Raw genomic sequence first — 23,515 nt, 5'->3', positions numbered from 1 at the left:
AATGCTGCCTTACCCGCAGATCGACCCGGTGGCCGTGGCCCTCGGTCCACTGAAAATCCACTGGTACGGCTTGATGTACCTGATCGGCATCGGCGGCGCCTGGCTGCTGGCCTCGCGCCGGTTGAACCGCTTCGACCCCACCTGGAGCCGCGAGAAGCTTTCCGACCTGGTGTTCTGGCTGTCGATGGGCGTGATCGTCGGCGGGCGCCTGGGTTACGTGCTGTTCTACGACCTGCACCAGTACCTGGCCAACCCGACGCTGATCTTCGAGGTGTGGAAGGGCGGCATGTCGTTCCACGGTGGCTTCATCGGCGTGATGCTCGCCGCCTTGTGGTTCGGCAAGCGCAACAACAAGTCGTTCTTCGAACTGATGGACTTCGTCGCGCCGCTGGTGCCGATCGGCCTTGGCGCCGGACGTATCGGCAACTTCATCAACGCCGAACTGTGGGGCAAGGCCACCGACGTGCCGTGGGCAATGATCTTCCCGCCGTTCAGCGACCCGGCGCAATTGCCGCGTCACCCGTCGCAGCTATACCAGTTCGCCCTCGAAGGTGTGGCATTATTCGTCATCCTTTGGCTGTACTCGCGCAAGCCGCGCCCGACCATGGCCGTTTCCGGCATGTTCGCGCTGTTCTATGGCATCTTCCGCTTCATCGTGGAGTTCGTGCGCGTACCCGACGCCCAGCTCGGCTACATCGCCTTCGGCTGGTTGACCATGGGTCAGTTGCTCTGCGTGCCGATGATTCTCGGCGGCATCTTCCTGATCTGGTGGGCCTACAACCGCAAACCGTCGGCCAAGGCCACCGTCTGATTTCCACGGCAGGGGCGCTCCCCCTGCCGTTCTTGTTACAGGTAAGCCATGAAACAGTATCTAGATCTGGTCCGTGACGTCATCGATAACGGCACGCTGCAGGAAAACCGCACCGGTATCCGCACCATCAGCCTGCCGGGCGCGATGCTGCGTTTCGACCTGCAGAAGGGCTTCCCGGCCATTACCACGCGCAAGCTGGCGTTCAAGTCGGCGATCGGCGAGATGGTCGGCTTCCTGCGCGGCGTCAAGAACGCCGGCGAGTTCCGCGAGCTGGGCTGCAAGGTCTGGGACCAGAACGCCAACGAAAACGCCCAGTGGCTGGCCAACCCGTTCCGCCAGGGGCATGACGACCTCGGCGAAATCTACGGCGTGCAATGGCGCCAGTGGCCCGGCTACAAGCGCATCCCGCTGAGCAACCCGGCCGCCATCGAGATGGCCGAGAAGGCCGGCTTCCGCCGTATCGCCCAGGACGAGGAAGACGGCCAGGCGTTCGTCATCCTCTACAAGGCCATCGACCAGGTGCGCCAGTGCCTGGACACCATCGCCAACGACCCGGGCAGCCGCCGTATCCTGTTCCACGGCTGGAACTGCGCTCAGCTCGACGAGATGGCCCTGCCGCCGTGCCACCTGCTGTACCAGTTCCACCCGAATGTCGAGACCCGGGAAATTTCCCTGACCCTCTACATCCGCTCCAACGACCTGGGCCTGGGCACGCCGTTCAACCTCACCGAGGGCGCGGCGCTGCTGTCGCTGTTCGGCCGCCTGACCGGCTACACCCCGCGCTGGTTCACCTACTTCATCGGCGATGCCCATGTGTACGAGAACCACCTGGATATGCTGGGCGAGCAGATGAAGCGTGAACCGCTGGCGGCACCGAAGCTGGTGATCAGCGACCGCGTGCCGGCGTTCGCCGAGACCGGCAAGTACGAGCCGGAGTGGCTGGAGAAGATCGAGCCGAGCGACTTCTGGCTGGAAGGCTACGAGCACCATGCGCCGATGACGGCGCCGATGGCGGTCTAACTCAAGGAAGTCGGGGGCCGCAAACCGGCCCCAAGTCTCTAATGCCCGTGGCTGCGCCCCACGTGGGAATGCTCCACCTCTGGCATGGTCACCGCCCCATTCGTCTCCAACTGCTGCAGGATTGCGCACTCCGCCCCCTGCGCATTGCACTGCTGCCGCAGTTCCACCAGCTGCGCCTGCAGTGCCACCAGCCCATCGATCCTCGCCTGCACATGCTCGATATGCTCGTCGATCAGCGCGTTGACGCTGCCGCATGAGCCGTCGGGGCTGTCGCGCAGGTTCAACAGGCTACGGATCTCGTCCAGGGTCATGTCCAGGGTGCGGCAGTTGCGGATGAAGGTCAGGCGCTCGACATGGGCCTGGGTGTAGAGCCGGTAATTACCGTCGCTGCGGGCAGGTTCCGGCAGCAGCTGTTCGCGCTCGTAGTAGCGGATGGTCTCCACGGCGCAGTCGGTGGCCTTGGCCAGTTCTCCGATCTTCATGGCAAATCTCCTGCAAAGGGCTTGACCCTATAGTGGCTACAGGGTGTTCACTTGGCAACAACCCACTCTGTGGATCTCTACAGAGGCCAGCGCTCAGTTAAGGATGATTCCATGAACCAGCCTGTCAGCCCCGACCACAAGCATGATCACGCCCATGACCTCGATCATGGCCACGCGCCCCACACCCACGGCTGCTGCGCCAGCAAGGCCGCTCCGGCCCTGGTGCAGCTGACCGAGAAGGCCAGCGGCCAGGCGCAGCTCAGCCGCTTCCGCATCGAGGCCATGGACTGCCCTACCGAGCAGACCCTGATCCAGGACAAGCTGGGCAAGCTGGCCGGTGTCGAGCAGCTGGAATTCAACCTGATCAATCGTGTGCTCGGTGTGCACCATACCCTCGAGGGCACCGTCGAGATCGAGCGGGCCATCGATAGCCTGGGCATGAAGGCCGAACCCTTGGCCGCCGAGGATGATGGCGCCGCCAGCGCACCCCAGACCAGCAAGACCCGTTGGTGGCCGCTGGCGCTGTCCGGTGTTGCGGCAATTGCCGCAGAAATCGTGCACTTCTCCGGCAAGGCACCGGAGTGGGTGGTCGCCGCGCTGGCCCTGGCGGCCATCCTCGGCTGCGGCCTCGGTACCTACAAGAAGGGCTGGATTGCCCTGAAAAACCGCAACCTCAATATCAATGCGCTGATGAGTATCGCCGTGACCGGCGCGGTGCTGATCGGCCAGTGGCCGGAAGCGGCCATGGTCATGGTGCTGTTCACCGTTGCCGAACTGATCGAAGCCCGTTCACTGGACCGCGCGCGCAATGCCATCGGCGGGCTGATGCAGCTGGCCCCGGACATGGCCACCGTGCAACAGGCTGATGGCCAGTGGCGCGAGGTCGAGGTGCGCGAGGTGGCAATCGGCGCACGGGTGCGGGTGCGCCCAGGCGAGCGTATCGGCCTGGACGGCGAGGTGGTCAGTGGCCAGTCCAGTGTCGACCAGGCGCCGATCACCGGGGAAAGCCTGCCGGTCGAGAAGGCGGTCGGCGACAAGCTGTTCGCCGGCACCATCAACCAGGCCGGCGCGATGGAATACCGCGTCACGGCCGCCGCCGGTCAATCGACCCTGGCCCGTATCATCAAGGCCGTTGAAGAAGCCCAGGGCGCCCGAGCGCCGACCCAGCGCTTCGTCGACCAGTTCTCGCGCATCTACACCCCCGTGGTGTTCGCGGTAGCGCTCGCCGTGGCGGTCATCCCGCCGCTGTTCATGGCCGGTGCCTGGTTCGACTGGATCTACCGTGCCCTGGTGCTGCTGGTGGTGGCCTGCCCGTGCGCGCTGGTGATCTCCACCCCGGTGACCATCGTCAGCGGCCTGGCTGCGGCGGCGCGCAAAGGCATCCTGATCAAGGGCGGTGTGTACCTGGAGGGCGGGCGCAAGCTGGACTTCCTGGCCCTGGACAAGACCGGCACCATCACCCACGGCAAGCCGGTGCAGACCGACAGCAAGGTGCTCGACCCACTGTTCGAAGAGCGCGCCCAGGCCTTGGCCGCGAGCCTGGCCGCCCGTTCCGATCACCCGGTGTCAGGTGCCATCGCTCTGTTCGCCAAGGGCCAGGATCTGGTTCTGAGCGAAGTCACCGAGTTCGCCGCCTTGGCCGGTCGCGGTGTGCGCGGTGATATCGAGGGCCAGACCTACCACTTGGGCAACCATCGCCTGGTGGAAGAGCTCGGCCTGTGCTCCCCGGAGCTGGAAGCGCAGCTGGATGTGCTGGAGCGCCAGGGCAAGACCGTTGTACTGCTGCTCGACCGCTCCGGCCCGCTGGCGTTGTTCGCCGTGGCCGACACGGTCAAGGACAGCAGCCGCCAGGCAATCGCCGAGCTGCACGAGCTGGGTATCAAGACGGTCATGTTGACCGGCGACAATCCCCACACCGCCCAGGCCATTGCGGCCCAGGTGGGGATCGACCGCGCCGAGGGCAACCTGCTGCCCGCGGACAAGCTCGCCAGCATCGAGAACCTGTACGCCCAGGGGCACCGTGTCGGCATGGTCGGCGATGGCATCAACGACGCGCCGGCCCTGGCCCGCGCCGAGATCGGCTTTGCCATGGCCGCCGCCGGCACCGACACCGCCATCGAGACCGCCGATGTGGCGCTGATGGACGACGACTTGCGCAAGATCCCGGCCTTCGTCAGGCTGTCGCGCCAAAGCGCGGCGATCCTCACCCAGAACATCGTGCTGGCCCTGGGGATCAAGGCAATCTTCCTGGCAATCACCTTCGCCGGCATGGCCACCATGTGGATGGCGGTATTCGCCGACATGGGCGTGAGCCTGCTGGTGGTGTTCAACGGTCTGCGCCTGTTGCGCAAATAACGCCTGTGGCGTGAAAAAGAGGTTCTGCCAATGCTGAGCGCCGAGCTCAAAGCCTTCTACATGGTGGCCCGCCTGGGCAGCATCACCCTGGCGGCGAAGAAGCTCGGGCTCAGCCAGCCCACGGTGACCACGCAGATCCGCAACCTCGAGGGCCAGTACAACGTCGAGTTGTTCTACCGCGGCGGCCGGCGCCTGGTGTTGAGCGAGGAGGGCGTGCGCCTGCTGCCGATGGTCAAGGCGCTGCTGCAGCAGGAAGCCGACATCGAGTTCGAGTTGCGCAACAGCGGCCAGGCCCAGGGCAGCCTGCGCATCGCCGCCACCGCGCCGTACTACATCCTCGACCTGGTGAAGATCTTCCGCGAGCGCCTGCCGCAGGTGGAGGTGGCGGTGGAGATCGGCAACTCGCAGCAGGTGCTGGAAATGCTCGAGGACTACCGGGTGGATATCGCGGCCTCGTCGCAATTGCTCGAAGACGCACGCCTGGTGCGCCGGGTGCTGGGCAGCGACCCGCTGGTACTGGCGGTGCACCGCAATCATCCCTTGGCGCAACGCCAGGCGGTGTCGATCGAGGTGGTGGCCGGGCATTGCCTGCTGATGCGCGAAAAGGGCTCCACCACCCGCAAGCTCACCGAGCAGATGATGCAGGACGCCGGGGTGAAGGCCGGGGCGCTCTTGGAGATCGGCAGCCGCGAGTCGATCCGCGAGGCGGTGCTGCGCAACATTGGCATCAGCATCATTGCCCGCCATGAGGTGCCGCATAACCCCGAGCTGCGGGTGCTGGCGCTGGACGACGCACCGGTGATGCACGAGTACCTGTACTGCCTGAAAGAGCGGCGCCAAGCGCGGTTGCCGGCGGCGTTCCTGGGGGTGGCGCAGGAGGTGGTTGGATCGCAATTCTGACAGGACCCAATCGCGGGGCCACTACAAAATCTGCCTATACCACTATCACCGGCTTTTGCCCCAACGCCACAGAACCTTCGCACAGCCTGCCTAGCATGGCCCCCATCGCTTCGATGAGGACCTGCCATGAACCACGTCACCCCGGGCGCACAGATGAAAGTGCGCGGCATCCACAAACGCTTCGGCGCTTTCACCGCGCTCAACGACGTGTCCCTCGACATCGCCGCTGGCGAGCTGGTGTGTCTGCTCGGTCCCTCGGGCTGCGGCAAGACCACCCTGCTGCGTTGCATCGCCGGCCTCGAGCGCCAGGACCGCGGCACGCTGTACATCGGCGACCGCGATATCTCCGAGCTGCCGCCCCAGGCTCGTGACTACGGCATCCTGTTCCAGTCCTACGCACTGTTCCCCAACCTCACCGTCGAAGCCAACATTGCCTATGGCCTGACCGGTAGCAACCGCGAGGCCTCGCGCCAGCGGGTGAGCGAGATGCTCGAGCTGGTGGGCCTGGCCGGCAGTGAGAAGAAATACCCCGGCCAGCTCTCCGGCGGCCAGCAGCAGCGCGTCGCCCTGGCCCGCGCCTTGGCGCCGTCGCCCTCGCTGCTGCTGCTCGACGAGCCGATGTCGGCCCTCGACGCCCGTGTTCGCGAGCACCTGTGCACCGAGCTGCGCCAGCTGCAACGCCAGTTGGGCATCACCACGCTGATGGTCACCCACAACCAGGACGAAGCCATGCTGATGGCCGACCGCATCGCCGTGATGAACAACGGCCAGGTCGAGCAGTACGCCACGCCCCAGGAAATCTACGACCAGCCGGCGACACCCTTCGTCGCGGAGTTCGTCGGCCAGGGCAACTGGCTGCCGTTCCAGCGCAGCAGCAATAACCACGCCCAGGTCGGCGGCATGCACATGCGCCTGGCCGACAACGCCAGCGCCGCCAGCAGCGGCCGACTGTTCTGCCGGCCCGAGGCGATCACTGTCAACCCGGTGGTGCACGAGGAGAACCTGTTCCCGGCCAAGGTTCGGGAAGTCACCTTCCTCGGCAATCGCTGCCGCATGAGCTTCGAGCTCGAAGCCCTGCCGGGCCATGCGCTGCTCGCGGAGCTTGCGCCCGAAGCCATGCCGCGCCTGGGTTCGCAGGACATCTGGGTGGCCCTGCCGCCGCAGAGCCTGCAGGTGTTCGCCTGAGATGGCCGCGCCCATGACCCTGCCGCTCACTCACGGCAACGACAGGCCACGCAACGGCGTCGCCCTGGGGGACCGACTGTTCGTCGTCGGTGGCAAGAGCCTGTTGCTGGGCCTGCTGGTGCTGGCGGTGCTGCTGCCGTTGCTGGCGATCTTCTGGCGTGGCTTCAGCGCTGAAGCCGGGCAGGGCGGGGGGCTGCTCGCCGCCCGCGAACTGTTTGCCAGCGCGAACTTCCACTGGTTGCTCGGCAACAGCCTGTCGGTAGCTCTCACCGTTGCCGCCATCGTTGTGCCGCTGGCCTATCTGTTCGCCTATGCCTTGCAACGCACGCTGATCCCGGCCAAGGGGGTGTGGCGCGGCATTTCGCTGTTGCCGTTGCTGGCGCCGTCGATGCTGCCGGCGATCGCGCTGGTCTATCTGTTCGGTAACCAGGGCCTGCTGCGCGGGCTGCTCAGCGACAACATCTACGGTTTCTGGGGCATCGTGCTTGGCGAGGCCATCTACACCTTCCCCCATGCGTTGATGATCCTGCTCTCGGCGCTGTCACTGGCCGACGCACGGCTGTTCGATGCCGCTTCGAGCATGGGCGCGGGGCCGGTCCGGGCATTCTTCAGCATCACCTGGCCGGCCACGCGTCAGGCGGTGTTCGCGGCGTTCTGCCTGGTGTTCACTCTGACCATCACCGACTTCGGCGTGCCGGTAGTGGTCGGTGGTGATTACCAGGTGCTGGCGCTGGAAGCCTACAAGGCAGTGGTCGGCCAGCAGCAGTTCGGCCGCGGTGCGCTGATCGGCATGGTGCTGCTGGTGCCGGCGCTGCTCAGTTTTGCCGTGGATGCCTGGCTGCGCCGCCGCCAGGGCGAGGCCATGAGCGGTCGCGCCCAGGTGTTCGAACCCAAGCCTTCGAAGCTGCGTGATGGCTGCTACCTGGCCATCGTGTTGCTGGTGTGCGCAGCGCTGCTGGCGGTGATCGGCATGGCGGTGTACTCGTCGCTGGTCAAGTTCTGGCCGTACAACCTGTCGCTGTCGCTCAAGCACTACATGTTCGAAGACACCGCTGGCGGCGGCTGGCTGGCCTATCGCAACAGCGTGACCATGGCCATCGGCACCGCGCTGATCGGCAGCGTGGTGATCTTCACCGGTGCCTACCTCATGGAGAAGACCCAAGGCCAGCGCCTGCTCAATCAACTGCTGCGCCTGCTCAGCTTCATCCCCATGGCGGTGCCCGGCCTGGTGCTGGGCCTGGGCTATGTGTTCTTCTTCAACCTCAACGGCAACCCGTTGCACGTGTTCTACGGCAGCATGGCGCTGCTGGTGGTGTGCACCATCGCCCACTACCTGACCACCGCGCAGATGACCGCCACCACCGCCCTGCGCCAGCTCGACGGTGAGTTCGAAGCCGCCGCGCTGTCGCTCAAGGCGCCGCTGTACAAGCACTTCGTGCGGGTCACCGTGCCGATCTGCCTGCCGGCGCTGCTGGACATCATCCGCTACCTGTTCGTCTCGGCGATGACCACGGTGTCGGCGGCGATCTTCCTCTACAGCCCCGACACCATCCTCGCCGCCGTTGCCGTGCTGAACATGGATGACGCCGGCAACGTTGGCGGCGCCGCTGCCATGTCGACCCTGATCCTCTTGACCAGCGCCGCCGCCTCCCTGCTGTTGGCCGGTGCTTCGCGCGGCCTGCTGCGCCGCTCCCAGGCCTGGCGCCAACGCGCCCCCGGCCATTGACCGACTGCCCACACCGATAGGAACCGCATCATGTTCAAGCCCCTCGCACTTGCCGCTGCCGTATCCGCCGTGTTCAGCCTGCAGGCTTCGGCCGCGACCCAGCTGACCGTCTACACCGCCCTGGAGGCCGAGCAGCTCAAGAGCTACAAGCAGGCCTTCGAGAAGGCCAACCCGGACATCGAGATCAAATGGGTGCGCGACTCCACCGGCATCATCACCGCCAAGCTGCTGGCCGAAAAAGAGCGCCCACAGGCTGACGCCGTGTGGGGCCTGGCGGCCTCCAGCCTGGCCATCCTCGACCAGAGCGGCATGCTCGAAGCCTATGCGCCGAAGGATCTGGGCAAGATCTCGCCCAACTACCGCGACGCCGCCAATCCGCCGGCCTGGGTAGGCATGGACGTGTGGGCCGCGACGATCTGCTTCAATACCGTCGAGGCCGAGAAGCAGGGCCTGAGCAAGCCGGTGAGCTGGCAGGACCTGACCAAGCCTGAGTACAAGGGCAAGATCGTCATGCCCAACCCGGCCTCGTCCGGTACGGGCTTCCTCGATGTGAGCGCCTGGCTGCAGACATACGGCGAGCCTCAGGGCTGGGCCTACATGGACGCACTGCACCAGAACATCGGCCAGTACGTTCATTCCGGCTCCAAGCCATGCAAGCTGGCGGCGGCAGGTGAATTCCCGATCGGCATCTCGTTCGAGTACCCGGCCGTGCAGCTCAAGCGCCAGGGCGCACCGCTGGACATCGTCCTGCCCAAGGAGGGCCTGGGCTGGGAGATCGAGGCCACGGCGGTGATCAAGGGCTCGCCGAAAGCCGATGCCGCCAAGCGCCTGGCCGACTTCTCCGCCAGCCCTGCCGCCATGGAGCTGTACAAGGAGAACTTCGCCGTGCTCGCCGCCCCCGGTATCGCCAAGCCGCAGACCGAACTGCCGGCCGACTATGAGCAGCGCCTGATCAAGAACGACTTCGCCTGGGCCTCGAAGAACCGCGACCAGATTCTCGCTGAGTGGCGCAAGCGCTACGACGGCAAGTCGGAGAAAGTCGCCCAGCAGTAAGGCCCTCATCGCGGGGCAAGCCGGCTTCTATACTCAAGCTGCCCCGCGATGGCGTCAGACCAGGCAACGCAGGAGCCCACGCAATGCCAACTTCTTCCCGGATCATCGACGACACCTTCGCCCTGTACGAGCGCCATGGCAACGCCGACTATATCGGCGAGGCCATCACCCAGATCGAGCACATGTCACAGGCAGCCCAGCTGGCCATGGCCGAAGGCTACGACGACGAAGTGATCCTGGCCGCCTTCTTCCATGACATCGGCCACCTGTGCGAGGGCGAGGACATGGGCGGTTATGGCGTCGTCAGCCATGAGCGCATTGGTGCCGAATATTTGCGCCGGTGTGGTTTCAGCGAGCGGCTGGCCAGGCTGGTGCAGTACCACGTCGAGGCCAAGCGCTACCTGACCTTGCGCCAGCCCGGATACTACGACCGTTTGAGTGAAGCCAGCCGACGCACCTTGGCGTACCAGGGTGGGATGATGAACGATGCCGAAGCCGATGCGTTCGAGGCCGACCCGTTGTTCGGGGTCAGCCTGCGCTTGCGCGAGTGGGACGAGATGGCCAAGCGGGTCGGGGTGCCGGTGATTGATATGCAAGTGTTGAAGGCAAAGGCATTGGCCGTGCTCTGAACAATCTGGCGATTCTCCCTGCTGCAAGATCCCGCATTACTTCTCCCGGTCCTTGCACCGTTCCTCTCCCCATACTTCTCCTCCTGGTAGCCCGCTTGTCGTAACGGTGGGTATGGTGTTGATAATTGTCTTTTGGTGGTTATACTAACCACCGATCGGCCGGCCCAAGGAATGGGTGAATGAACAGCCGTGAAATGATTGCTGTGATCGAGGCGGATGGCTGGTATCTGGTGCGCTCCAAAGGCAGCCACCATCATTTCAAGCATCCTGAAAAAGCCGGGCTGGTCACCATCCCGCATCCCAAGAAAGACCTGCTGCCCGCGACTGCGGCCAGCATTCTGCGCCAGGCACGCATCAGCTACGCCAGCTGACGAGGAGACCATCACCATGTTGTTCCCTATCGCGATCCTCCCCGGTGACGACCAGCACGCCTGGGGCGTGGAAGTCCCGGATATCCCCGGCTGCTTTTCGGCGGGCGAAGACCTCGACAACGCCATCGCCATGGCGCGTGAAGCGATCGAAGGCCACCTCGAACTGCTGGCCCAGGACCAGCAGGAAATCCCCAGGGCCAGCAAGGTCGGCGTGCATGCGGCCAATCCCGCCTATGCCGGCTGCACCTGGGCATTGATCGATATCGACATCACCCGCTACCTGGGCAAGGCCGAGAAGCTCAACATCACCTTGCCGGCGTACCTGCTCACCCGCATCGACAGCTACGTACAGAACCACCCGGAGCACAAGAGCCGTTCGGGCTTCCTGGCCGAGGCGGCGCTCAGGATCCTGCAGGGTGACGGCAAATGATCAGGCGATTTTGCCCTTGGGCAATCGCACGCTGACCCGCAACCCGCCCCCTTGGCGGTTCATCAGCTGCAGTTCGCCGCCATGGCTGGCAACGATGCGCTGGGCGATGCTCAGCCCCAGCCCATAGCCGCCAGAGGCCTGGTTGCGTGAGCCCTCGCCGCGCACGAAAGGCTCGGTGACAGTCGCCAGCAAGCCCGGGTCGATGCCCGGGCCGCGATCGTCGATGTGGATGTAAGCATCGGATGGCGTGCTTTCCAGCACCACCGCGACCTCCCTGGCATAGCGCAGGGCATTGACCAACAGGTTTTGCAGGCACCGCTGCAGCAGCAGAGCGTCTACCTGGGCCAGGCCCACCTGGCCATGGATCGGCAAGGGCTCTTCGGCGCTGGCCAAATCCGCGCATTGGCGTGCCACCAGACGGTCGAGGTCGACCGTTTGCAGGTTCTGCTGCTCGCCCGCCCGCAAGTAGTCGAGCACCTGGCCGATCATGCCGTCCATCTGCGCGATGTTCTGGCGCAGGCGTTCCTTGTGTTCGCTGTCCTCCAGCCGTTCCAGGCGCAGGCGCATGCGCGTCAGCGGCGTACGCAGGTCATGGGACACGGCGGCGAGGAAGTAGGCCTTGTCGTTGACCATGCGGATCAGCCGTTGCTGCATGGCATTGAAGGCTTGGGCGGCGTGCCGCACCTCCTCGGGGCCTTCCAGCGGCAACGGCGCCTGCTCCAGATTGCCACCCAGGCCACGGGCGGCATCGGCCAGGCGGCGCAGCGGGCGCAGGCACAAGCGTACCGCCACCAGGCACACCACAAGCACGGCGGCGATGCGCAGGGCATAGACCCGCAGCAGGTAGTCGCTGATCAGCACCCACGCCGACTCGCCGCTCCAGCCCTGCAACTCCTGGCCATCGATGACCAGCCAGTGGCCATCGGCGAGGGGCACGGCAAACTCGATATGCGCCTGGGCGGTGCGCAAGCCGAACAGGCTGCGCCAGACGATAGGCTGGCCCAGTTCGTCAGTGAGCCGGACCTTGAGCAACCTCGGCCGCGCATCGCCCCCCAGTTCATAGGCCAGTGCCTGATGCAGCAACAGCTCGATGCGCCGCCAGCCTCGCCGTTGGTCATGCTCACCCTCGGGCGGCGCTTCGGCGCAACGCAGCTGGTAATGCTTCGGTACCTGGCGTGCCGTGCCATGGCACTCGGCCTGGGCGATCAGGGGCGCGCTGCGCGCCGCGATCAACCGCACCGGCGCTTCCAGCACCTGGGCGAAGCGTACGTCGAACCAGATGCTGCTGGACATCAACTGGATCACCAGGGTGCCACTGATCATGATCAGCAGCAGTTGGCCGAACAGCGTGCGCGGCCACAGCCGGCGAAGCAGTCGCACCTCAGGCGCCCAACGCTTCGCGGGCCAGGCTCAGCAGATAACCTTCGTTGCGGATGGTGAGGATCTGCACGCCTTGGCCTGGTGCCCGGCGCAGTTGTTGGCGCAGGCGGCTGATGCACATGTCTACCGAGCGGTCATCGGGCAGATGGTCGCGGCCGAACGCGCTGCGTGTCAGGTGGTCCCTCGAGACCACGCGGTTGTTGGCGTCCAGCAGTTCACGCAGCACGCGGTAGTCGGAGCGTGGCAGGTTGAAGGCTTGGCCGTCCGGGTGAACGAGCAACCGTTTGACGTGATCGAGACGCAAGCCTGCAAACAGTTGTGCCTCGCTGGTCGACGCCTCGGGTTCTGCCTCCAGGCGCTGGGGGCGTCGCAGCACAGCCTTGATCCGGGCGACCAGTTCGCGCGGCTCGAAGGGTTTGGCCAGGTAATCGTCGGCGCCTACTTCCAGGCCGATGATGCGGTCCAGGGTGCTGCCCCTGGCCGACAGCATCACCACCGCCAAGCCCGGCTGCGCCTGCAACTGCCGGCACAGGCTCAGGCCGTCCTCGCCGGGCAGCATCAGGTCGAGTACCACCAGGTCGACCTTGTGCCGGGCCAGTTGTTCGCGCATCTGCTCGCCGTTGGCGGCGGCACATACCTCGTAGCCGGCTTGCGCCAGGTAATCGCAGAGAAGTTCGCGGATCTCGTCGTCATCGTCGACGACCAGCAAGGTCGTGCTCATGGTTTTGGGGTACCTGTGCAAAGGGGAACCGTGAGGCTCATTACGTTCGATTACATCCCCGTACATGCCGTCCATGGAGCCGAAGGGGCAGATGCCTAGAATCGTAACAAAAAATCATCTGCGAATACGAAGCCTTCCCAAATGGTATGCAAGAGCATCATGACTGACACAACCCCCTTGGTCCGAGGCGGCAGTCGCCTCTCCCCGCTTGCCTTCTTCGTGGCCCTCGGGCTTAGCGGCACCGCCTTCGCTGACGGCCCGGTGCTGGAACTGGGCGCCACCAACATCGACAGCAGTGCGCTGCCGCTGGCTGACGACAGCGGCCAGATCGGCTACACCGTGCAGAACACACGCAGCTCCACGGGCTTGCAGCTGACACCTCGGCAGACGCCACAGTCGGTCACCAGCATTACCCGCCAGCAAATGGAAGACCGTGATATCCACACCCTCGAGCAGGCCCTGGACACCACGCCGGGCGTGAGCATGAGCAAGATGGAAGTGGGCGGGCGCACCGACTTCCGCGCCCGTGGCTACTCGATCAGCAACTGGAAGATCGACGGTTTGCAGTTCCCCGGCGGTTCGGACTTCAGTGGCGGCGGCAACGCGCTGAACATGGACCTGTACGAACGCATCGACATCGTCCGTGGCGCCAACGGCCTGCTCGGTGGCACCGGCGACCCTTCGGCTACCGTCAACCTGATCCGCAAGGCGCCGACCCGGACCTTCGGCGGCAGCGCCTACGCCACCTACGGCAGCTGGGACAAGCGCCGCCTCGGTGCCGACCTGAACCTGCCGCTGTCCGAGGACGGCCGCCTGCGTTCGCGCCTGGTCATGACCCAGCAGGACGCCGGCTCGTTCCGCGACAACCAGTCCGAACGCTCCCGCGCGGCCCTGGCCAACTTCGAATTCGACCTGGACGATGCCACCACCCTGGGTGCCGGCTACCAGTATGAGTACAGCAAAGTGGTCGGCGGCGGCTGGGGCGCCAACATCCCGATCTGGTACGGCGACGGAAGCAAGACCGACCTGCCGCGCAGCACCAACGTGGTACCCAGCTGGAGCTTTGGCGAGTACATCACCCGCACCGCCTTCGGCTCGCTGGCACACCGTTTCGACAACGACTGGAGCCTGGACCTGAAGGTTGCCCAGAGCAGCGGCGAAGCGCTCAACCACCGTGGCCTGGCCAAGGTCAACTCGTCCGGCCGTGGCGTCTACGGCGGCTACTGGAACCAGGACGGCAGCGGCGCGGTGCTCAACGGTCTGCACAGCTCCACCGACACCACCCAGCAATCGGCGCAGATCGACCTGTCCGGCCCATTCCAGCTGTTCGGGCGCACCCATCAGGCGATGGTCGGCTACAACGACAGCCGCACCGTGGCCTGGTCACCGCAGTACACCTGCAGCATGGTAGGCGGCGGCAAGGCAGTGAACAGCGGCGTGGGTTGCCAGTTCCGGGCGAACAATGGCCTGGGGCTGGGCAACTGGCTAGACGGCGTGGACGACGACTACGCCATGCTGGCCTCGAAAACCGGCCTGCACAGCAAGACCACCACCCGTTTGCAGGGCATGTATGCCGCCACCCGCCTGAGCGTCACCGACCCCCTGTCGCTCATCCTCGGTGTGCGCAGCACCGACTATTCGGCCACTACCGTCAGCGTCAACGGTACGCGCAGCAACCAGCAGAACAACGGCATCGTCACCCCTTACCTGGGCGCGGTGTACGACCTCGACGACAACTACTCGCTGTACGCCAGCTACACCGACATCTTCAACCCGCAGACCGAAGAGAGCGCCAGCGGCACCAAGGTCGAGCCGATTCGTGGCCAGAGCTACGAAACCGGGATCAAGGGTGAATGGTTCGATGGTCGCCTGAACGCGTCCGCGGCCTACTTCCGCACCAGGCAGGAAAACAAGGCGGTGATGGATGGCGACCTGCTGACGCCGACCGGCGCCACTGCCTACAAGGCCGGTTCCGGCCAGGAAACCGACGGTATCGACCTGGAAGTCGCCGGCGCCCTGACCCCGAACTGGAACGTCTATGCCGGCTACACCTACCTGCACTTCCGCCGACTGGACAGCGACGGGCGCAGCGACCCCTCGCACCTGTTCAAGGCCTCGACCACTTATCGCCTGTCTGGCCCGCTGGACCGCCTGACCCTGGGCGCTGGCGTGACCGCGCAAAGCAACATCCGCGCGGTGTCCACCCCTGCCGGGCAACCGAGCAACGGCGTCAGCCGCAGCGCAACCGACGTCAACTGGTCGGGCTATGCGATCTGGAACGCCATGGCCAAGTACCAGCTGACCGACGACACCAGCGTCAGCCTCAACGCCAACAACCTGTTCGACAAGCATTACTACACCCGTTACGGGTTCTATGCCGGGGCAATCTATGGCGACCCGCGCAACCTGGCGGTGACGGTGAGCACGGCGTTCTGATGTCTGCGATGAGGCTGGAGCAGGAAGTCCAACCCTGTGGGAGCCGGCTTGTCCGCGAAGGGCTGCATGAGCAGCCCTGGTTGGCAATCAAGCAACTATGTAGGTTCAGGCCAGTGGATAGATGAGGCAGTAACGGACAAGCGCCTGCTCGATGCTTTGCTTCTGCCTCACCACCAGTTCCACGGCCACCACGCGCCCGTCCTCCACGATCTCGTAGAACACGCGATACCCTTCGAGATTGAGTTCTCGGTAATGGATTACGCCTAGCTCGCTGGCCTGAGGGCTGATGGGGTAGGCGATGGGCGCCATCGAGAGCTTTCGCTCAATGGCATCGATCAGCCGTGTGATCGTTTCGAGTGCTGCAGGGGTGCCGTTATAGATAGCCAGATGATGAATCTGGTCCTCAAGGCTTTGGGACGCGGAGTCGGTGAATCGAATACTTGGCTTGACCATGCGCTGTCGCTTAATCCTCGGCGAACTTCCTGGAAAGACGCGCCTTGAGATCGCCCGCAGAGCTATGTTTGCCTTGCGCGTACTCGTGTGACCCCATGGCCAGGAGCTTGATCAGGGCGATGGCTTCGTCGCGACGCTTGCGATCAGCATAGGACTCGATCACATAGGCAGGGGTGCCATTCTGGGTAACCACCATGGGCTCTTCCAGATCGAGATCTGCAGCGTGGCGCTTGAGGTAGCTGATGGTTTCGACTCTCATCTGAGTGTCCTCGAATGCAATGACATGCATCGTAGTCCAAATTCAGACTGAATCAAGACCGTGCGTCAGCGCGCTTCGAGTCACTACTGCTTGTCTTGCTGTAGATCCTGGCGTTCCGATATGGGCTGACCTAGCCGATCTTCGAGCTGTTCCCAATCCTCGCCGAACAACTCCACCGGGTGCATGGTCCGGTCCGCACCATTGCCGCAGGCCAGCGCCTTGGCCGGGCAGTACAGGTCGCAGCCCCAGCAGATCCGTTCGGGATGGCTGGGGTTCGTGGGAAATCGCTTGGCCATGGTCTCCCTCCATGAAGTGGATGCCTGCGCTCAGGCTATGCCGCGCATGGCCAAGTGGCTTGATGCGGATCAATACCGCTAGCGGATCGGCCCAGGTGCCTGCACCTGTTTCATCAGGTCGTCATTCCACTGCCCCTCCACCTGCACATGCGCGGCGGCGCCGAGCATTACCGCCTCGATCAGGTTGTGGTTGAGGTAGGTGTACAGGCCGGGCTGGCGGAAGGTGTACAACGCCGCCCCCGCCGCGCCGCCGGGGATGAACCAGGTCTCCAGGTTGCGCTGCGGCGGGTTGGCGAACTTGCCCGAGGCCCAGACGTAGTCGCCGTGCCCGCCGATCAGGTGCGGGCGGGTATCACGGTTGGCCTGGGAATGAACGATCAGCACGGTCTCGCCCACCTTGGCGGTGAGCGCCTGCTTGCCGGTCAGGGCGCCGACGCTGCCGTTGAACACCACATGGCTGGGCACCAGCCCCTTCATCAGCTGGCTCATGTCACCGAAGCTGGCCATGGGGTTGGCGTAGCGCTTGTACTTGCCGTCCTTGTCGCGGGGGATGTAGTAGTCCTGCTCGCCGATGTACCAGGCCTTGTCGTACTGCAACGGGCGGCCCTCGGGGTCTTTCAGGCCGTCACGGGGCAGCACCATGATCGCGCCGTTCATGCCGCACACCACATGCCAGGGAATCATCGCCCCGCCCGGCGCGCAGTGATACACGAACACCCCGGCACGGTCGGCCTTGAAGCGCAGCACCACCTGCTCGCCCGGCTTCACATGGGTCAACTCACCGCCGCCGAGGGCGCCGGTGGAGGCGTGGAAGTCGATGTTGTGCATCATGCTGTTGCTGGCCGGGTTGACCAGCGTGAGCTCCACGTAGTCGCCCTCGTGCACCACCATCAGCGGGCCGGGCACCGAGCCGTTGAAGGTCATGGCGTGGATATAGGCGCCGGCGCTGTCGACAGCCAGTTCCTTCTCCTCGATGACCATTCGAAACTCGACAATGCGCGGCTTGCCGGGAGCGCGCTGGCTGTGGGGGTGCACCTGCGGCGGCGCCACCAGTTCTACGCTCACCCGCTCCAGTTTCGCCAGGTCAGGCACCGGGTCGGCGGCGGGCGAAGCGGTCGCGGCCTGGGCCAGGCCACTGCCAAGCGCCGAGGCACCGACGCCCAGCAACACAGTGCCGGCAAGCATGCCACGCCGGGTCAGGGACACGCCTTCTTGCTCGTTCATGGGACTTCTCCTTAAGTCGACGAAAGTCGTCGGGCACAGGAATAGCCGCTTTGAAAGTAGGGTTTATTGAGCGAAAACAAGAAGTGGAGAGGGTGGACAATGTGTCGCAGGAGCGGAAACGAAAAAGCCCCGACATTCGTCGAGGCTTTTGAGGATGGTGCGCACCAGGAGTCGAAAAAGTATTTAACTATCTGATTTATAGGTCTTTTATTTTTATGTGATGATTCGTCTATCTCTAAAACTATCCCGGCACCTGGGGCTTTCTAAGCATTGATAGAGGGCGGAAAGCCAGAATGGGAGCGATCACACTCCGTGCATGGCTGCCTCTCATGCGTTCCTAAAACCGGGGGCTCGTGCTCCAACTACGGTAAGCGACAGCCAACGATGAAAGATTACCGTTGCCAGATGGTGGCTGTCGGTCAAAAGCGGACACTTTAGGGCTCCACGCGCCCAATTACTGGCGTTCGGACTCTTATATCTCAAGCACTGAGCACTTCCGCTAATAAAGATCAGCCACCGTGAAGAGGATAATCGCTACTGACTTTTAACTCTAAATGACTGCGGCCATTTCCATAATCTCACTCATGACATCGTCGCTTACATGAAGGGGGAGTTCGTAGTGTTTATATAGTTTGCGCTCTATAGGGAAATCGCCAGGCACCAATCTGGTGTATTGTATTTTTGGCGAAAATTCATTCAGCTGAGGTATTCTCATGGTTTTATAAATAAGGCTTTCGCGGCCTTCAGAAAGTTGCGGAGGGTGCAATAGGTAGGAGCTGATATTATTTAGTAGTTCTTCGTAGTTCTCGTACAGCTTAAACCACGCCAGATGATGAAATTTACCTTCGCGTTTTACTGATATTAATGGAAATGTATTTGAGCTAAAATATCTGGCTAGAATTTGCTCATCCACAACTGGAACACAATTGACGGGGAAGCCAGAATGAATTTTATTGCTGTTTAGTACTACTGGAAGTGACTGGTATTCGATGCTAGGATCATAAGCCCAGCCAAAGGAATCAAATATTTCTTCGATATTGCTTGAGAAGAAAAGAGATTTTCTTTTTGCTTGGTCGGCAGCTCCTTTTAATGTGCTATATGTACGGTGATAGGAGATTGAAGAGTCCGTGGTTACAATGGACTTAGCCTCTCCGATCAATATTACTTTTCCAAGGTTTAAGATTAAATCAATTTCCTCCTCTGCTCCTGATTTAAGTTTTAATCGTTTTGAAAATGCTGAAATAGGATGAGGCAAGAATTTATTAGAGAGCAAATTTTGATTTATCTCAATCAAAGATACCTCTTCGTAATGTGTGCCTTTTATCGTGAGCTCCACTTCAAGCTCTGCAAGCCAATGCTCGACAACTCGAACTAAAACCGGAGATGATAATGCACTGGTTAAAAATATTAATTTGTCGTGTGATACTTCCAGAATCGGATGGCTCCATAAATCCCTGGTCTGGTCGTTGAAAATTATGAAATCTAGTATGAGCTTGGCTTTGGCGTACTTGATTCCTGATGCCTTGATTATCGCCAGTAACAAGTCCTGTTTGCTGGCCTTGGAGCTAAATTCTGCGAGTTTTTTGTGGTTGTAGACACTGTTGTCTTCTGGGTATTTATTTTGGAATTGTTTGGATAACAATATGAGCAGTCTTAAAACATCCAAGGCTTCCTTGATTGAGAAGCCAGCAGGTAGTTGGTTCTCGATAAGACTATCTGGAAAGTCATCAGCTAGGAAAAGTATCTCGCTTTTTATTTTTGAGTTAAAGAATCTTATTTCATCTGAGGCGTGAGTCAATTTAGATATCTTGAGCGATTTTTTCTTTCCAGCTCCCACTGGTAAAATATATTTATCATTATCGTTAAGTTTGACAATGGCTGGATTGCTATGAAGCATAATAGACTGCATGCCAAGTCTGTTTTTGCGCAAGCTTGTTAGCTCATAAGACACCTCTCTATCAGTAGAGAGCTGGCGAATCTCATAAATACTCTGATCGGTATCCTGCACGAAAAACTCGTAGTCCCCCCATAAGAGAGCTTTCCAATATTGATCGTATAAGCCATACAATTGCGAAAGTTCGGCCTCCATTCCAGCGAATTCCAGAATAGAAATAGGAGTTTTTCCAGGCGGAATTAGAGGGCTTTGCTTGATGGCTTTAATGCTTCCCAGGATAGCGAGCTCAACCCCATCAACAGCACCGTGAGCAATTTCCTCTAGTGATATTTCAGACTCATATCGATTTGCTTTGCTCAAAACACTGTGAATATTTTGTCCTGCCCTGATACCTGTTCGCTGTATGCCTTTTAATACTGCGATATCTCGATTGGATATTGCGCTAAGCAACTCTAGGTGTGTTGTTCGCGATATAGCGGGAGCCTTGTCATTGTAAAGTGATGCGAGCACCGCTCGAATTTCGCTGAAAATTGTATGAAAAACCTTACCCGCCTCAAAAAAAAGCTGATCGTGAGCACTATGAGCTTTTACCTTTTCCCATTCCGCCTGCCACAATGCCAATGTAAATTTTCGATCAGTAGGGCCAAGAATTTCTTTAGTTCTTACTTTTTCTTTGAAACTCAGCAATTTTCATATCTCACTATTTAGTTGTAGGTTTCTGTTTGCTTTAGTGTAAAGTACGTCACTATAAATCACCCTGCTTATGCAAACAGTTTTGATTGGCCGATCGCTCCGCTTACGGAGGGCTGCAGTCGGCCCTCTGCAGCCGTTCGCGTTAGGCAGCAACCTGTACCGGCAGCCAATCTAAGATGAATCAACTATTATTCAATCAAACGCTCTTCAATTGCCATGGTTGGGTTAAATGAGATGGAAAAACCACCTAAACTTCCGAAGTCGCTAAGCATATCAAATCCAAGAAGAAGGAGCTTTTCGCCGGTAACATCCGAAATATACATGGTGCGAGAAACGAACCTATTTGCGATGCAAATCTGAGCGTGCCCGCCAATTGTTGATGATGAGGAGTTTTTAATTATTTGCTGCAATGCAATAATCGGCGCTCTACCTTTCCAATATTGCTCTTCTGCGCATATTTTATTTTTGCGTTCAATCTCTTTTCGAACATCCTCCTTCCGGTCTCCCAAAATCACGTATTCTCCACCCGAAACATTTTTCTCTTCAAAACTAATTTTTGCTGGCTGTTCTGGAGAGTTCTTTAGGACATATATTTTAGAGTCGTTGTGTTTTTTGCAGAAGCCGAAAATTACTATTTCACAGCGAGCATTATTCGGATGGTAAGCTCCCATAGCTAGCAGATATTTTTGTGCTATTTTCTGCGTTAATTTAGCAATCTCCTCAATGCTTGGGATTCGCTCTTCAATTGACTTAGATACGTCGCCGCTCTCGTCGTAATAATTCATCTCGGTCAGGTTGTCCAAGCACAACGCCAAGATGTCTTTTACGCTAGTGCCGATGAGTGTGCTGCCCGCAAACCCGTAACAAATACTCAAGATTTTATGAGAATGCGCTCGAGTTACCTTGTCTTCACCCTGATATATATTCACTGGTAGAACAAATAATTTTTGCAGGCTATCCGTCATTGTGCCTGCGTCACTTGAGACCTTAGAGTCTGCAACAGCCCAGAGACCTGGGTACCAATCTTCGTTTTTGTTATTCCAGCATATGATTGAAGTCATTAATCCTCGCGTCCCTTCTTCGATGTGATACCCCATCAACGGCGATGAGCTTCGAAGGGCGAGCCTATCTCGGCACACTCGCTACTGACAATCATCATTGTTGAGTTGATCACGCTGCCTCACAGGATCAATCGAGCGGATTGCTTCCTGTTGCGTAACTGCCCTCCGCATGACCGCTAATGGCCGATTACAGCCGATCATGATTCTCTGGATCAGGTCCTCTTCAAGAGCTTGAAAACCCATGACGTTCCTAGACGTCGAGCTAACAGTCGGGCCGTCAGCACGTAGTAATACTGTGTTGCCTGACTGTGTTCGCTCAAGCGATTCTCAAGGAACCACACCAGATGCTTCTTTTGCCAAGCCCAAGGGTTTTCCCGCTGCCAGCGCTCTGCGATAGCAACCTGAGTCATCTTCGCCTGGCGCACATGGCGTTGCTGCGTTGCGTGCGAACCAATCAGCACGCCAGCCAAGAACAGCTCCATATCGAATGGCTTACTCATGTCCGTCCTCCGATATAGGAGGCGACCACATCGATCCGACGGTGCCCCAGCTCATAGCTGACTTGCTTCCGCGCCTCACGATCAAGGCGTCGATTCAACTGGTAACATTCACCACCGTTGATAGGTGCAAGATGTAGGGTGATCTGCTCGTAGCGCTCACATGCGTACGCGGCTCGTAGCTCATGGAAGCCTTTGAGGTTGTGTGCATGCAGGACGCCCCGCGCAGGGCGGATGATTTCTTGCAGAGCATTCACGTAGCTTTCATGTGGTGCAACCAGGTTGCGGCTGCTTCCGGGCGACACCCGCTGTGCAAATCCAAGCGCGCTTTGAACATATTCGTCCACCGCAATCCAGCGGGGTGCCGAGGCACCGGCGCGGCCACCTTTGGTGCCATCCTGGATGTTGATCTTGCCGTAGGCTTCAGCCTCACGGATAAGCCGTGGCAGGTCAGCCAAGATGGCCTCACGCAAGCGCATGCCGGTGGCTCGCGCCAACAGAATGATCGCTGCAGCCCGCAACTGATGTTGGCGGCAAAGCGCATCGACGATCTGCTTCACCTGCGCACGGTCTTGGCCCTGCGGCACTAAATGCCGGACCCCGGTGCGCTGCATACCCAACGCCTTGCTCGGACTTGGCAACTTAACGTACTGATCACCGCGAAGCGCCGCCATGGTCCTGTTAACGCTGGTTAGCCGATTTTGTGCGGTGCTGACGGCGAGGTCACCGCGCCCGACCATGTCGCGAAGATACGCCGCATAGTCGCCCACCACCTTGCGATCAATCTGCCGCGCATCATTGATACCGGGCCCCTGTTCTGAGCGGCACCACTTCACGAATGCCTGCCACCGATCACAGTGTGCCTTTACCGTGCCGTAGTGGCCGCCGCCAAACATGTCTTTCAGCGCCTGCGGTCCTGCGTAGCTCAGTTGCCTGCCGTAGCCGAAATTGCGGCCATCGCGTCTACCCACCAATGCCATGTCGGTCACCTCATCGTCCGATCTCCGATCCTCGCCCCACGTCATCCCGCCAAGAATGCTGAGTGTTATCAGGGATCAAGGCCCCTGCGACCTGTGGGGAACGTCCACTACGCGGGACTGGCGGCTCCTTACGTCCGGGAGCTAGGGCATCTCATGATCTGGCCTCCTGAACACCGTTGCCGGTGGGCGGGTGGAGGCAGTGCTGGCTGACTAAACCAGCGCCTGAAGATCCTGAGCCGGGTGAACGCAGCAGTGCGATGACCGGGGCATGCCTGACTGTCAGTCAGGTGCAGTCCATTCCTTGGTCTGCGGCACCATCATCTACAGCGCTGTTGCTGGTGACATCGGCGTTTGTCACGCCGATTGTCACGAGGGGGAATGCCGCAAAGCCTTGTGCGATCAGGGCTGCAGCAGTGGTAGAAGTGCCCGTCTCTTTCCAGAAGAAAGAGACGGGCACAGGTTGGCGCAATAGTCGGCCAAGCGGATAGGTTGCTGCAGGGCAGCGAGGTACGGTGTATCTGGCACACGAGCGCCATATGTGTAAGAGCATCCATCACCTGGGTAGTGACCGGGCGAGCTGCCGGATGCGAATCGCCCTTGGGGAGAACCACCGCCAGAGCGGCGTGACCTTTAAGGTTCGGGTCACCTGGGTTGCTGTC

At 60.8% G+C, this 23,515-nt stretch carries 22 protein-coding genes; 11 read left to right on the top strand and 11 right to left on the bottom strand.

Annotated features, from left to right (window positions below; translation table 11 throughout):
* Nucleotide 1: 1 nt before the first annotated feature.
* On the top strand, nucleotides 2–811 hold the full coding sequence (lgt, locus tag ACODS9_RS06525) for a prolipoprotein diacylglyceryl transferase (RefSeq protein ID WP_023630701.1): 810 nt from the start codon (nucleotides 2–4) through the stop codon (nucleotides 809–811).
* Nucleotides 812–859: 48 nt separating this feature from the next.
* Nucleotides 860–1,831, top strand: a complete 972-nt coding sequence (locus ACODS9_RS06520; protein ID WP_046853772.1) for a thymidylate synthase — start codon at nucleotides 860–862, stop codon at nucleotides 1,829–1,831.
* A 38-nt stretch (nucleotides 1,832–1,869) separates the two neighbouring features.
* On the opposite strand, the gene cadR is transcribed toward ACODS9_RS06520, so the two are convergent.
* Entirely contained in the window at nucleotides 1,870–2,313 is a 444-nt protein-coding gene (cadR, locus tag ACODS9_RS06515; RefSeq protein ID WP_046853773.1) for a cadmium resistance transcriptional regulator CadR, read from the bottom strand.
* A gap of 111 nt (nucleotides 2,314–2,424) precedes the next feature.
* Here cadR and ACODS9_RS06510 point away from each other — a divergent pair, with 111 nt between their 5' ends.
* The 8 genes from ACODS9_RS06510 (at nucleotide 2,425) to ACODS9_RS06475 (ending at nucleotide 10,962) form a co-directional block, all read left to right on the top strand.
* The gene (locus ACODS9_RS06510) at nucleotides 2,425–4,668 is read left to right on the top strand and encodes a heavy metal translocating P-type ATPase (RefSeq protein ID WP_489093537.1); all 2,244 of its coding nucleotides are present in this window, start codon (nucleotides 2,425–2,427) and stop codon (nucleotides 4,666–4,668) included.
* 30 nt (nucleotides 4,669–4,698) lie between these two features.
* Nucleotides 4,699–5,568, top strand: a complete 870-nt coding sequence (locus ACODS9_RS06505) for a LysR family transcriptional regulator (protein ID WP_139674305.1) — start codon at nucleotides 4,699–4,701, stop codon at nucleotides 5,566–5,568.
* Nucleotides 5,569–5,694: 126 nt separating this feature from the next.
* Complete coding sequence (locus ACODS9_RS06500) at nucleotides 5,695–6,753, top strand: putative 2-aminoethylphosphonate ABC transporter ATP-binding protein (RefSeq protein ID WP_489093536.1); 1,059 nt, start codon at nucleotides 5,695–5,697, stop codon at nucleotides 6,751–6,753.
* 1 nt (nucleotide 6,754) lies between these two features.
* Nucleotides 6,755–8,479 carry a putative 2-aminoethylphosphonate ABC transporter permease subunit gene (locus ACODS9_RS06495; RefSeq protein WP_401107212.1) on the top strand — a complete coding sequence of 575 codons (1,725 nt, stop codon included), beginning with the start codon at nucleotides 6,755–6,757 and terminating at the stop codon, nucleotides 8,477–8,479.
* Nucleotides 8,480–8,509: 30 nt separating this feature from the next.
* Nucleotides 8,510–9,532: a putative 2-aminoethylphosphonate ABC transporter substrate-binding protein gene (locus ACODS9_RS06490; protein WP_489093535.1), complete on the top strand. Its 1,023-nt coding sequence runs from the start codon at nucleotides 8,510–8,512 to the stop codon at nucleotides 9,530–9,532.
* Nucleotides 9,533–9,615: 83 nt separating this feature from the next.
* Nucleotides 9,616–10,161 carry a phosphonate degradation HD-domain oxygenase gene (locus ACODS9_RS06485; protein WP_489093534.1) on the top strand — a complete coding sequence of 182 codons (546 nt, stop codon included), beginning with the start codon at nucleotides 9,616–9,618 and terminating at the stop codon, nucleotides 10,159–10,161.
* A gap of 179 nt (nucleotides 10,162–10,340) precedes the next feature.
* Nucleotides 10,341–10,532 carry a type II toxin-antitoxin system HicA family toxin gene (locus ACODS9_RS06480; protein WP_102681827.1) on the top strand — a complete coding sequence of 64 codons (192 nt, stop codon included), beginning with the start codon at nucleotides 10,341–10,343 and terminating at the stop codon, nucleotides 10,530–10,532.
* Between the two features lie 16 nt (nucleotides 10,533–10,548).
* The gene (locus tag ACODS9_RS06475) at nucleotides 10,549–10,962 is read left to right on the top strand and encodes a type II toxin-antitoxin system HicB family antitoxin (protein ID WP_094010983.1); all 414 of its coding nucleotides are present in this window, start codon (nucleotides 10,549–10,551) and stop codon (nucleotides 10,960–10,962) included.
* Here ACODS9_RS06475 and ACODS9_RS06470 read toward each other — a convergent pair whose 3' ends face one another.
* Together ACODS9_RS06470 and ACODS9_RS06465 are read right to left on the bottom strand one after the other, a co-directional pair.
* On the bottom strand, nucleotides 10,963–12,342 hold the full coding sequence (locus ACODS9_RS06470; protein WP_489093533.1) for an ATP-binding protein: 1,380 nt from the start codon (nucleotides 12,340–12,342) through the stop codon (nucleotides 10,963–10,965).
* A 1-nt stretch (nucleotide 12,343) separates the two neighbouring features.
* Complete coding sequence (locus ACODS9_RS06465; RefSeq protein ID WP_489093532.1) at nucleotides 12,344–13,063, bottom strand: response regulator; 720 nt, start codon at nucleotides 13,061–13,063, stop codon at nucleotides 12,344–12,346.
* 141 nt (nucleotides 13,064–13,204) lie between these two features.
* Between ACODS9_RS06465 and ACODS9_RS06460 the strand changes: the two genes are divergently transcribed.
* A complete protein-coding gene (locus tag ACODS9_RS06460) occupies nucleotides 13,205–15,499 on the top strand; it encodes a TonB-dependent siderophore receptor (RefSeq protein WP_367857660.1) in 2,295 nt (764 codons plus the stop codon).
* A gap of 105 nt (nucleotides 15,500–15,604) precedes the next feature.
* Here ACODS9_RS06460 and ACODS9_RS06455 read toward each other — a convergent pair whose 3' ends face one another.
* The 8 genes from ACODS9_RS06455 to ACODS9_RS06420 form a co-directional block, all read right to left on the bottom strand.
* Complete coding sequence (locus ACODS9_RS06455) at nucleotides 15,605–15,952, bottom strand: type II toxin-antitoxin system RelE/ParE family toxin (protein WP_367857661.1); 348 nt, start codon at nucleotides 15,950–15,952, stop codon at nucleotides 15,605–15,607.
* 10 nt (nucleotides 15,953–15,962) lie between these two features.
* A complete protein-coding gene (locus ACODS9_RS06450) occupies nucleotides 15,963–16,211 on the bottom strand; it encodes a type II toxin-antitoxin system Phd/YefM family antitoxin (RefSeq protein WP_367857662.1) in 249 nt (82 codons plus the stop codon).
* Nucleotides 16,212–16,294: 83 nt separating this feature from the next.
* A complete protein-coding gene (locus tag ACODS9_RS06445) occupies nucleotides 16,295–16,507 on the bottom strand; it encodes a DUF3079 domain-containing protein (RefSeq protein WP_489093531.1) in 213 nt (70 codons plus the stop codon).
* A 78-nt stretch (nucleotides 16,508–16,585) separates the two neighbouring features.
* Complete coding sequence (gene nirK, locus ACODS9_RS06440; protein ID WP_489093530.1) at nucleotides 16,586–17,731, bottom strand: copper-containing nitrite reductase; 1,146 nt, start codon at nucleotides 17,729–17,731, stop codon at nucleotides 16,586–16,588.
* 550 nt (nucleotides 17,732–18,281) lie between these two features.
* Nucleotides 18,282–20,312, bottom strand: coding sequence for a hypothetical protein (locus tag ACODS9_RS06435; RefSeq protein WP_242810003.1), 2,031 nt, complete (start codon nucleotides 20,310–20,312; stop codon nucleotides 18,282–18,284).
* A 194-nt stretch (nucleotides 20,313–20,506) separates the two neighbouring features.
* Entirely contained in the window at nucleotides 20,507–21,379 is an 873-nt protein-coding gene (locus ACODS9_RS06430; RefSeq protein ID WP_489093529.1) for a hypothetical protein, read from the bottom strand.
* Between the two features lie 212 nt (nucleotides 21,380–21,591).
* Nucleotides 21,592–21,879 (bottom strand): hypothetical protein, encoded by a 288-nt coding sequence (locus ACODS9_RS06425; RefSeq protein WP_489093528.1) that lies wholly within the window; start codon nucleotides 21,877–21,879, stop codon nucleotides 21,592–21,594.
* Nucleotides 21,876–22,856: an integrase domain-containing protein gene (locus ACODS9_RS06420; RefSeq protein ID WP_489093527.1), complete on the bottom strand. Its 981-nt coding sequence runs from the start codon at nucleotides 22,854–22,856 to the stop codon at nucleotides 21,876–21,878. Before ACODS9_RS06420 ends, ACODS9_RS06425 begins: the two co-directional genes overlap by 4 nt.
* Between the last annotated feature and the right edge of the window lie 659 nt (nucleotides 22,857–23,515).

Source organism: Pseudomonas sp. FG36 (genome assembly GCF_057809275.1).
Note: the sequence above shows the minus strand (reverse complement) of the source record. Positions and strands in the feature narration are given on the sequence as shown.

Coding starts and splice junctions, on each gene's coding strand:
- lgt (WP_023630701.1), top strand. CDS start 2: ATGCTGCCTTACCCGCAGATCGACCCGGTGGCCGTGGCCCTCGGTCCA.
- ACODS9_RS06520 (WP_046853772.1), top strand. CDS start 860: ATGAAACAGTATCTAGATCTGGTCCGTGACGTCATCGATAACGGCACG.
- cadR (WP_046853773.1), bottom strand. CDS start 2,313: ATGAAGATCGGAGAACTGGCCAAGGCCACCGACTGCGCCGTGGAGACC.
- ACODS9_RS06510 (WP_489093537.1), top strand. CDS start 2,425: ATGAACCAGCCTGTCAGCCCCGACCACAAGCATGATCACGCCCATGAC.
- ACODS9_RS06505 (WP_139674305.1), top strand. CDS start 4,699: ATGCTGAGCGCCGAGCTCAAAGCCTTCTACATGGTGGCCCGCCTGGGC.
- ACODS9_RS06500 (WP_489093536.1), top strand. CDS start 5,695: ATGAACCACGTCACCCCGGGCGCACAGATGAAAGTGCGCGGCATCCAC.
- ACODS9_RS06495 (WP_401107212.1), top strand. CDS start 6,755: ATGGCCGCGCCCATGACCCTGCCGCTCACTCACGGCAACGACAGGCCA.
- ACODS9_RS06490 (WP_489093535.1), top strand. CDS start 8,510: ATGTTCAAGCCCCTCGCACTTGCCGCTGCCGTATCCGCCGTGTTCAGC.
- ACODS9_RS06485 (WP_489093534.1), top strand. CDS start 9,616: ATGCCAACTTCTTCCCGGATCATCGACGACACCTTCGCCCTGTACGAG.
- ACODS9_RS06480 (WP_102681827.1), top strand. CDS start 10,341: ATGAACAGCCGTGAAATGATTGCTGTGATCGAGGCGGATGGCTGGTAT.
- ACODS9_RS06475 (WP_094010983.1), top strand. CDS start 10,549: ATGTTGTTCCCTATCGCGATCCTCCCCGGTGACGACCAGCACGCCTGG.
- ACODS9_RS06465 (WP_489093532.1), bottom strand. CDS start 13,063: ATGAGCACGACCTTGCTGGTCGTCGACGATGACGACGAGATCCGCGAA.
- ACODS9_RS06460 (WP_367857660.1), top strand. CDS start 13,205: ATGGTATGCAAGAGCATCATGACTGACACAACCCCCTTGGTCCGAGGC.
- ACODS9_RS06455 (WP_367857661.1), bottom strand. CDS start 15,952: ATGGTCAAGCCAAGTATTCGATTCACCGACTCCGCGTCCCAAAGCCTT.
- ACODS9_RS06450 (WP_367857662.1), bottom strand. CDS start 16,211: ATGAGAGTCGAAACCATCAGCTACCTCAAGCGCCACGCTGCAGATCTC.
- ACODS9_RS06445 (WP_489093531.1), bottom strand. CDS start 16,507: ATGGCCAAGCGATTTCCCACGAACCCCAGCCATCCCGAACGGATCTGC.
- nirK (WP_489093530.1), bottom strand. CDS start 17,731: ATGAACGAGCAAGAAGGCGTGTCCCTGACCCGGCGTGGCATGCTTGCC.
- ACODS9_RS06430 (WP_489093529.1), bottom strand. CDS start 21,379: ATGACTTCAATCATATGCTGGAATAACAAAAACGAAGATTGGTACCCA.
- ACODS9_RS06425 (WP_489093528.1), bottom strand. CDS start 21,879: ATGAGTAAGCCATTCGATATGGAGCTGTTCTTGGCTGGCGTGCTGATT.
- ACODS9_RS06420 (WP_489093527.1), bottom strand. CDS start 22,856: ATGGCATTGGTGGGTAGACGCGATGGCCGCAATTTCGGCTACGGCAGG.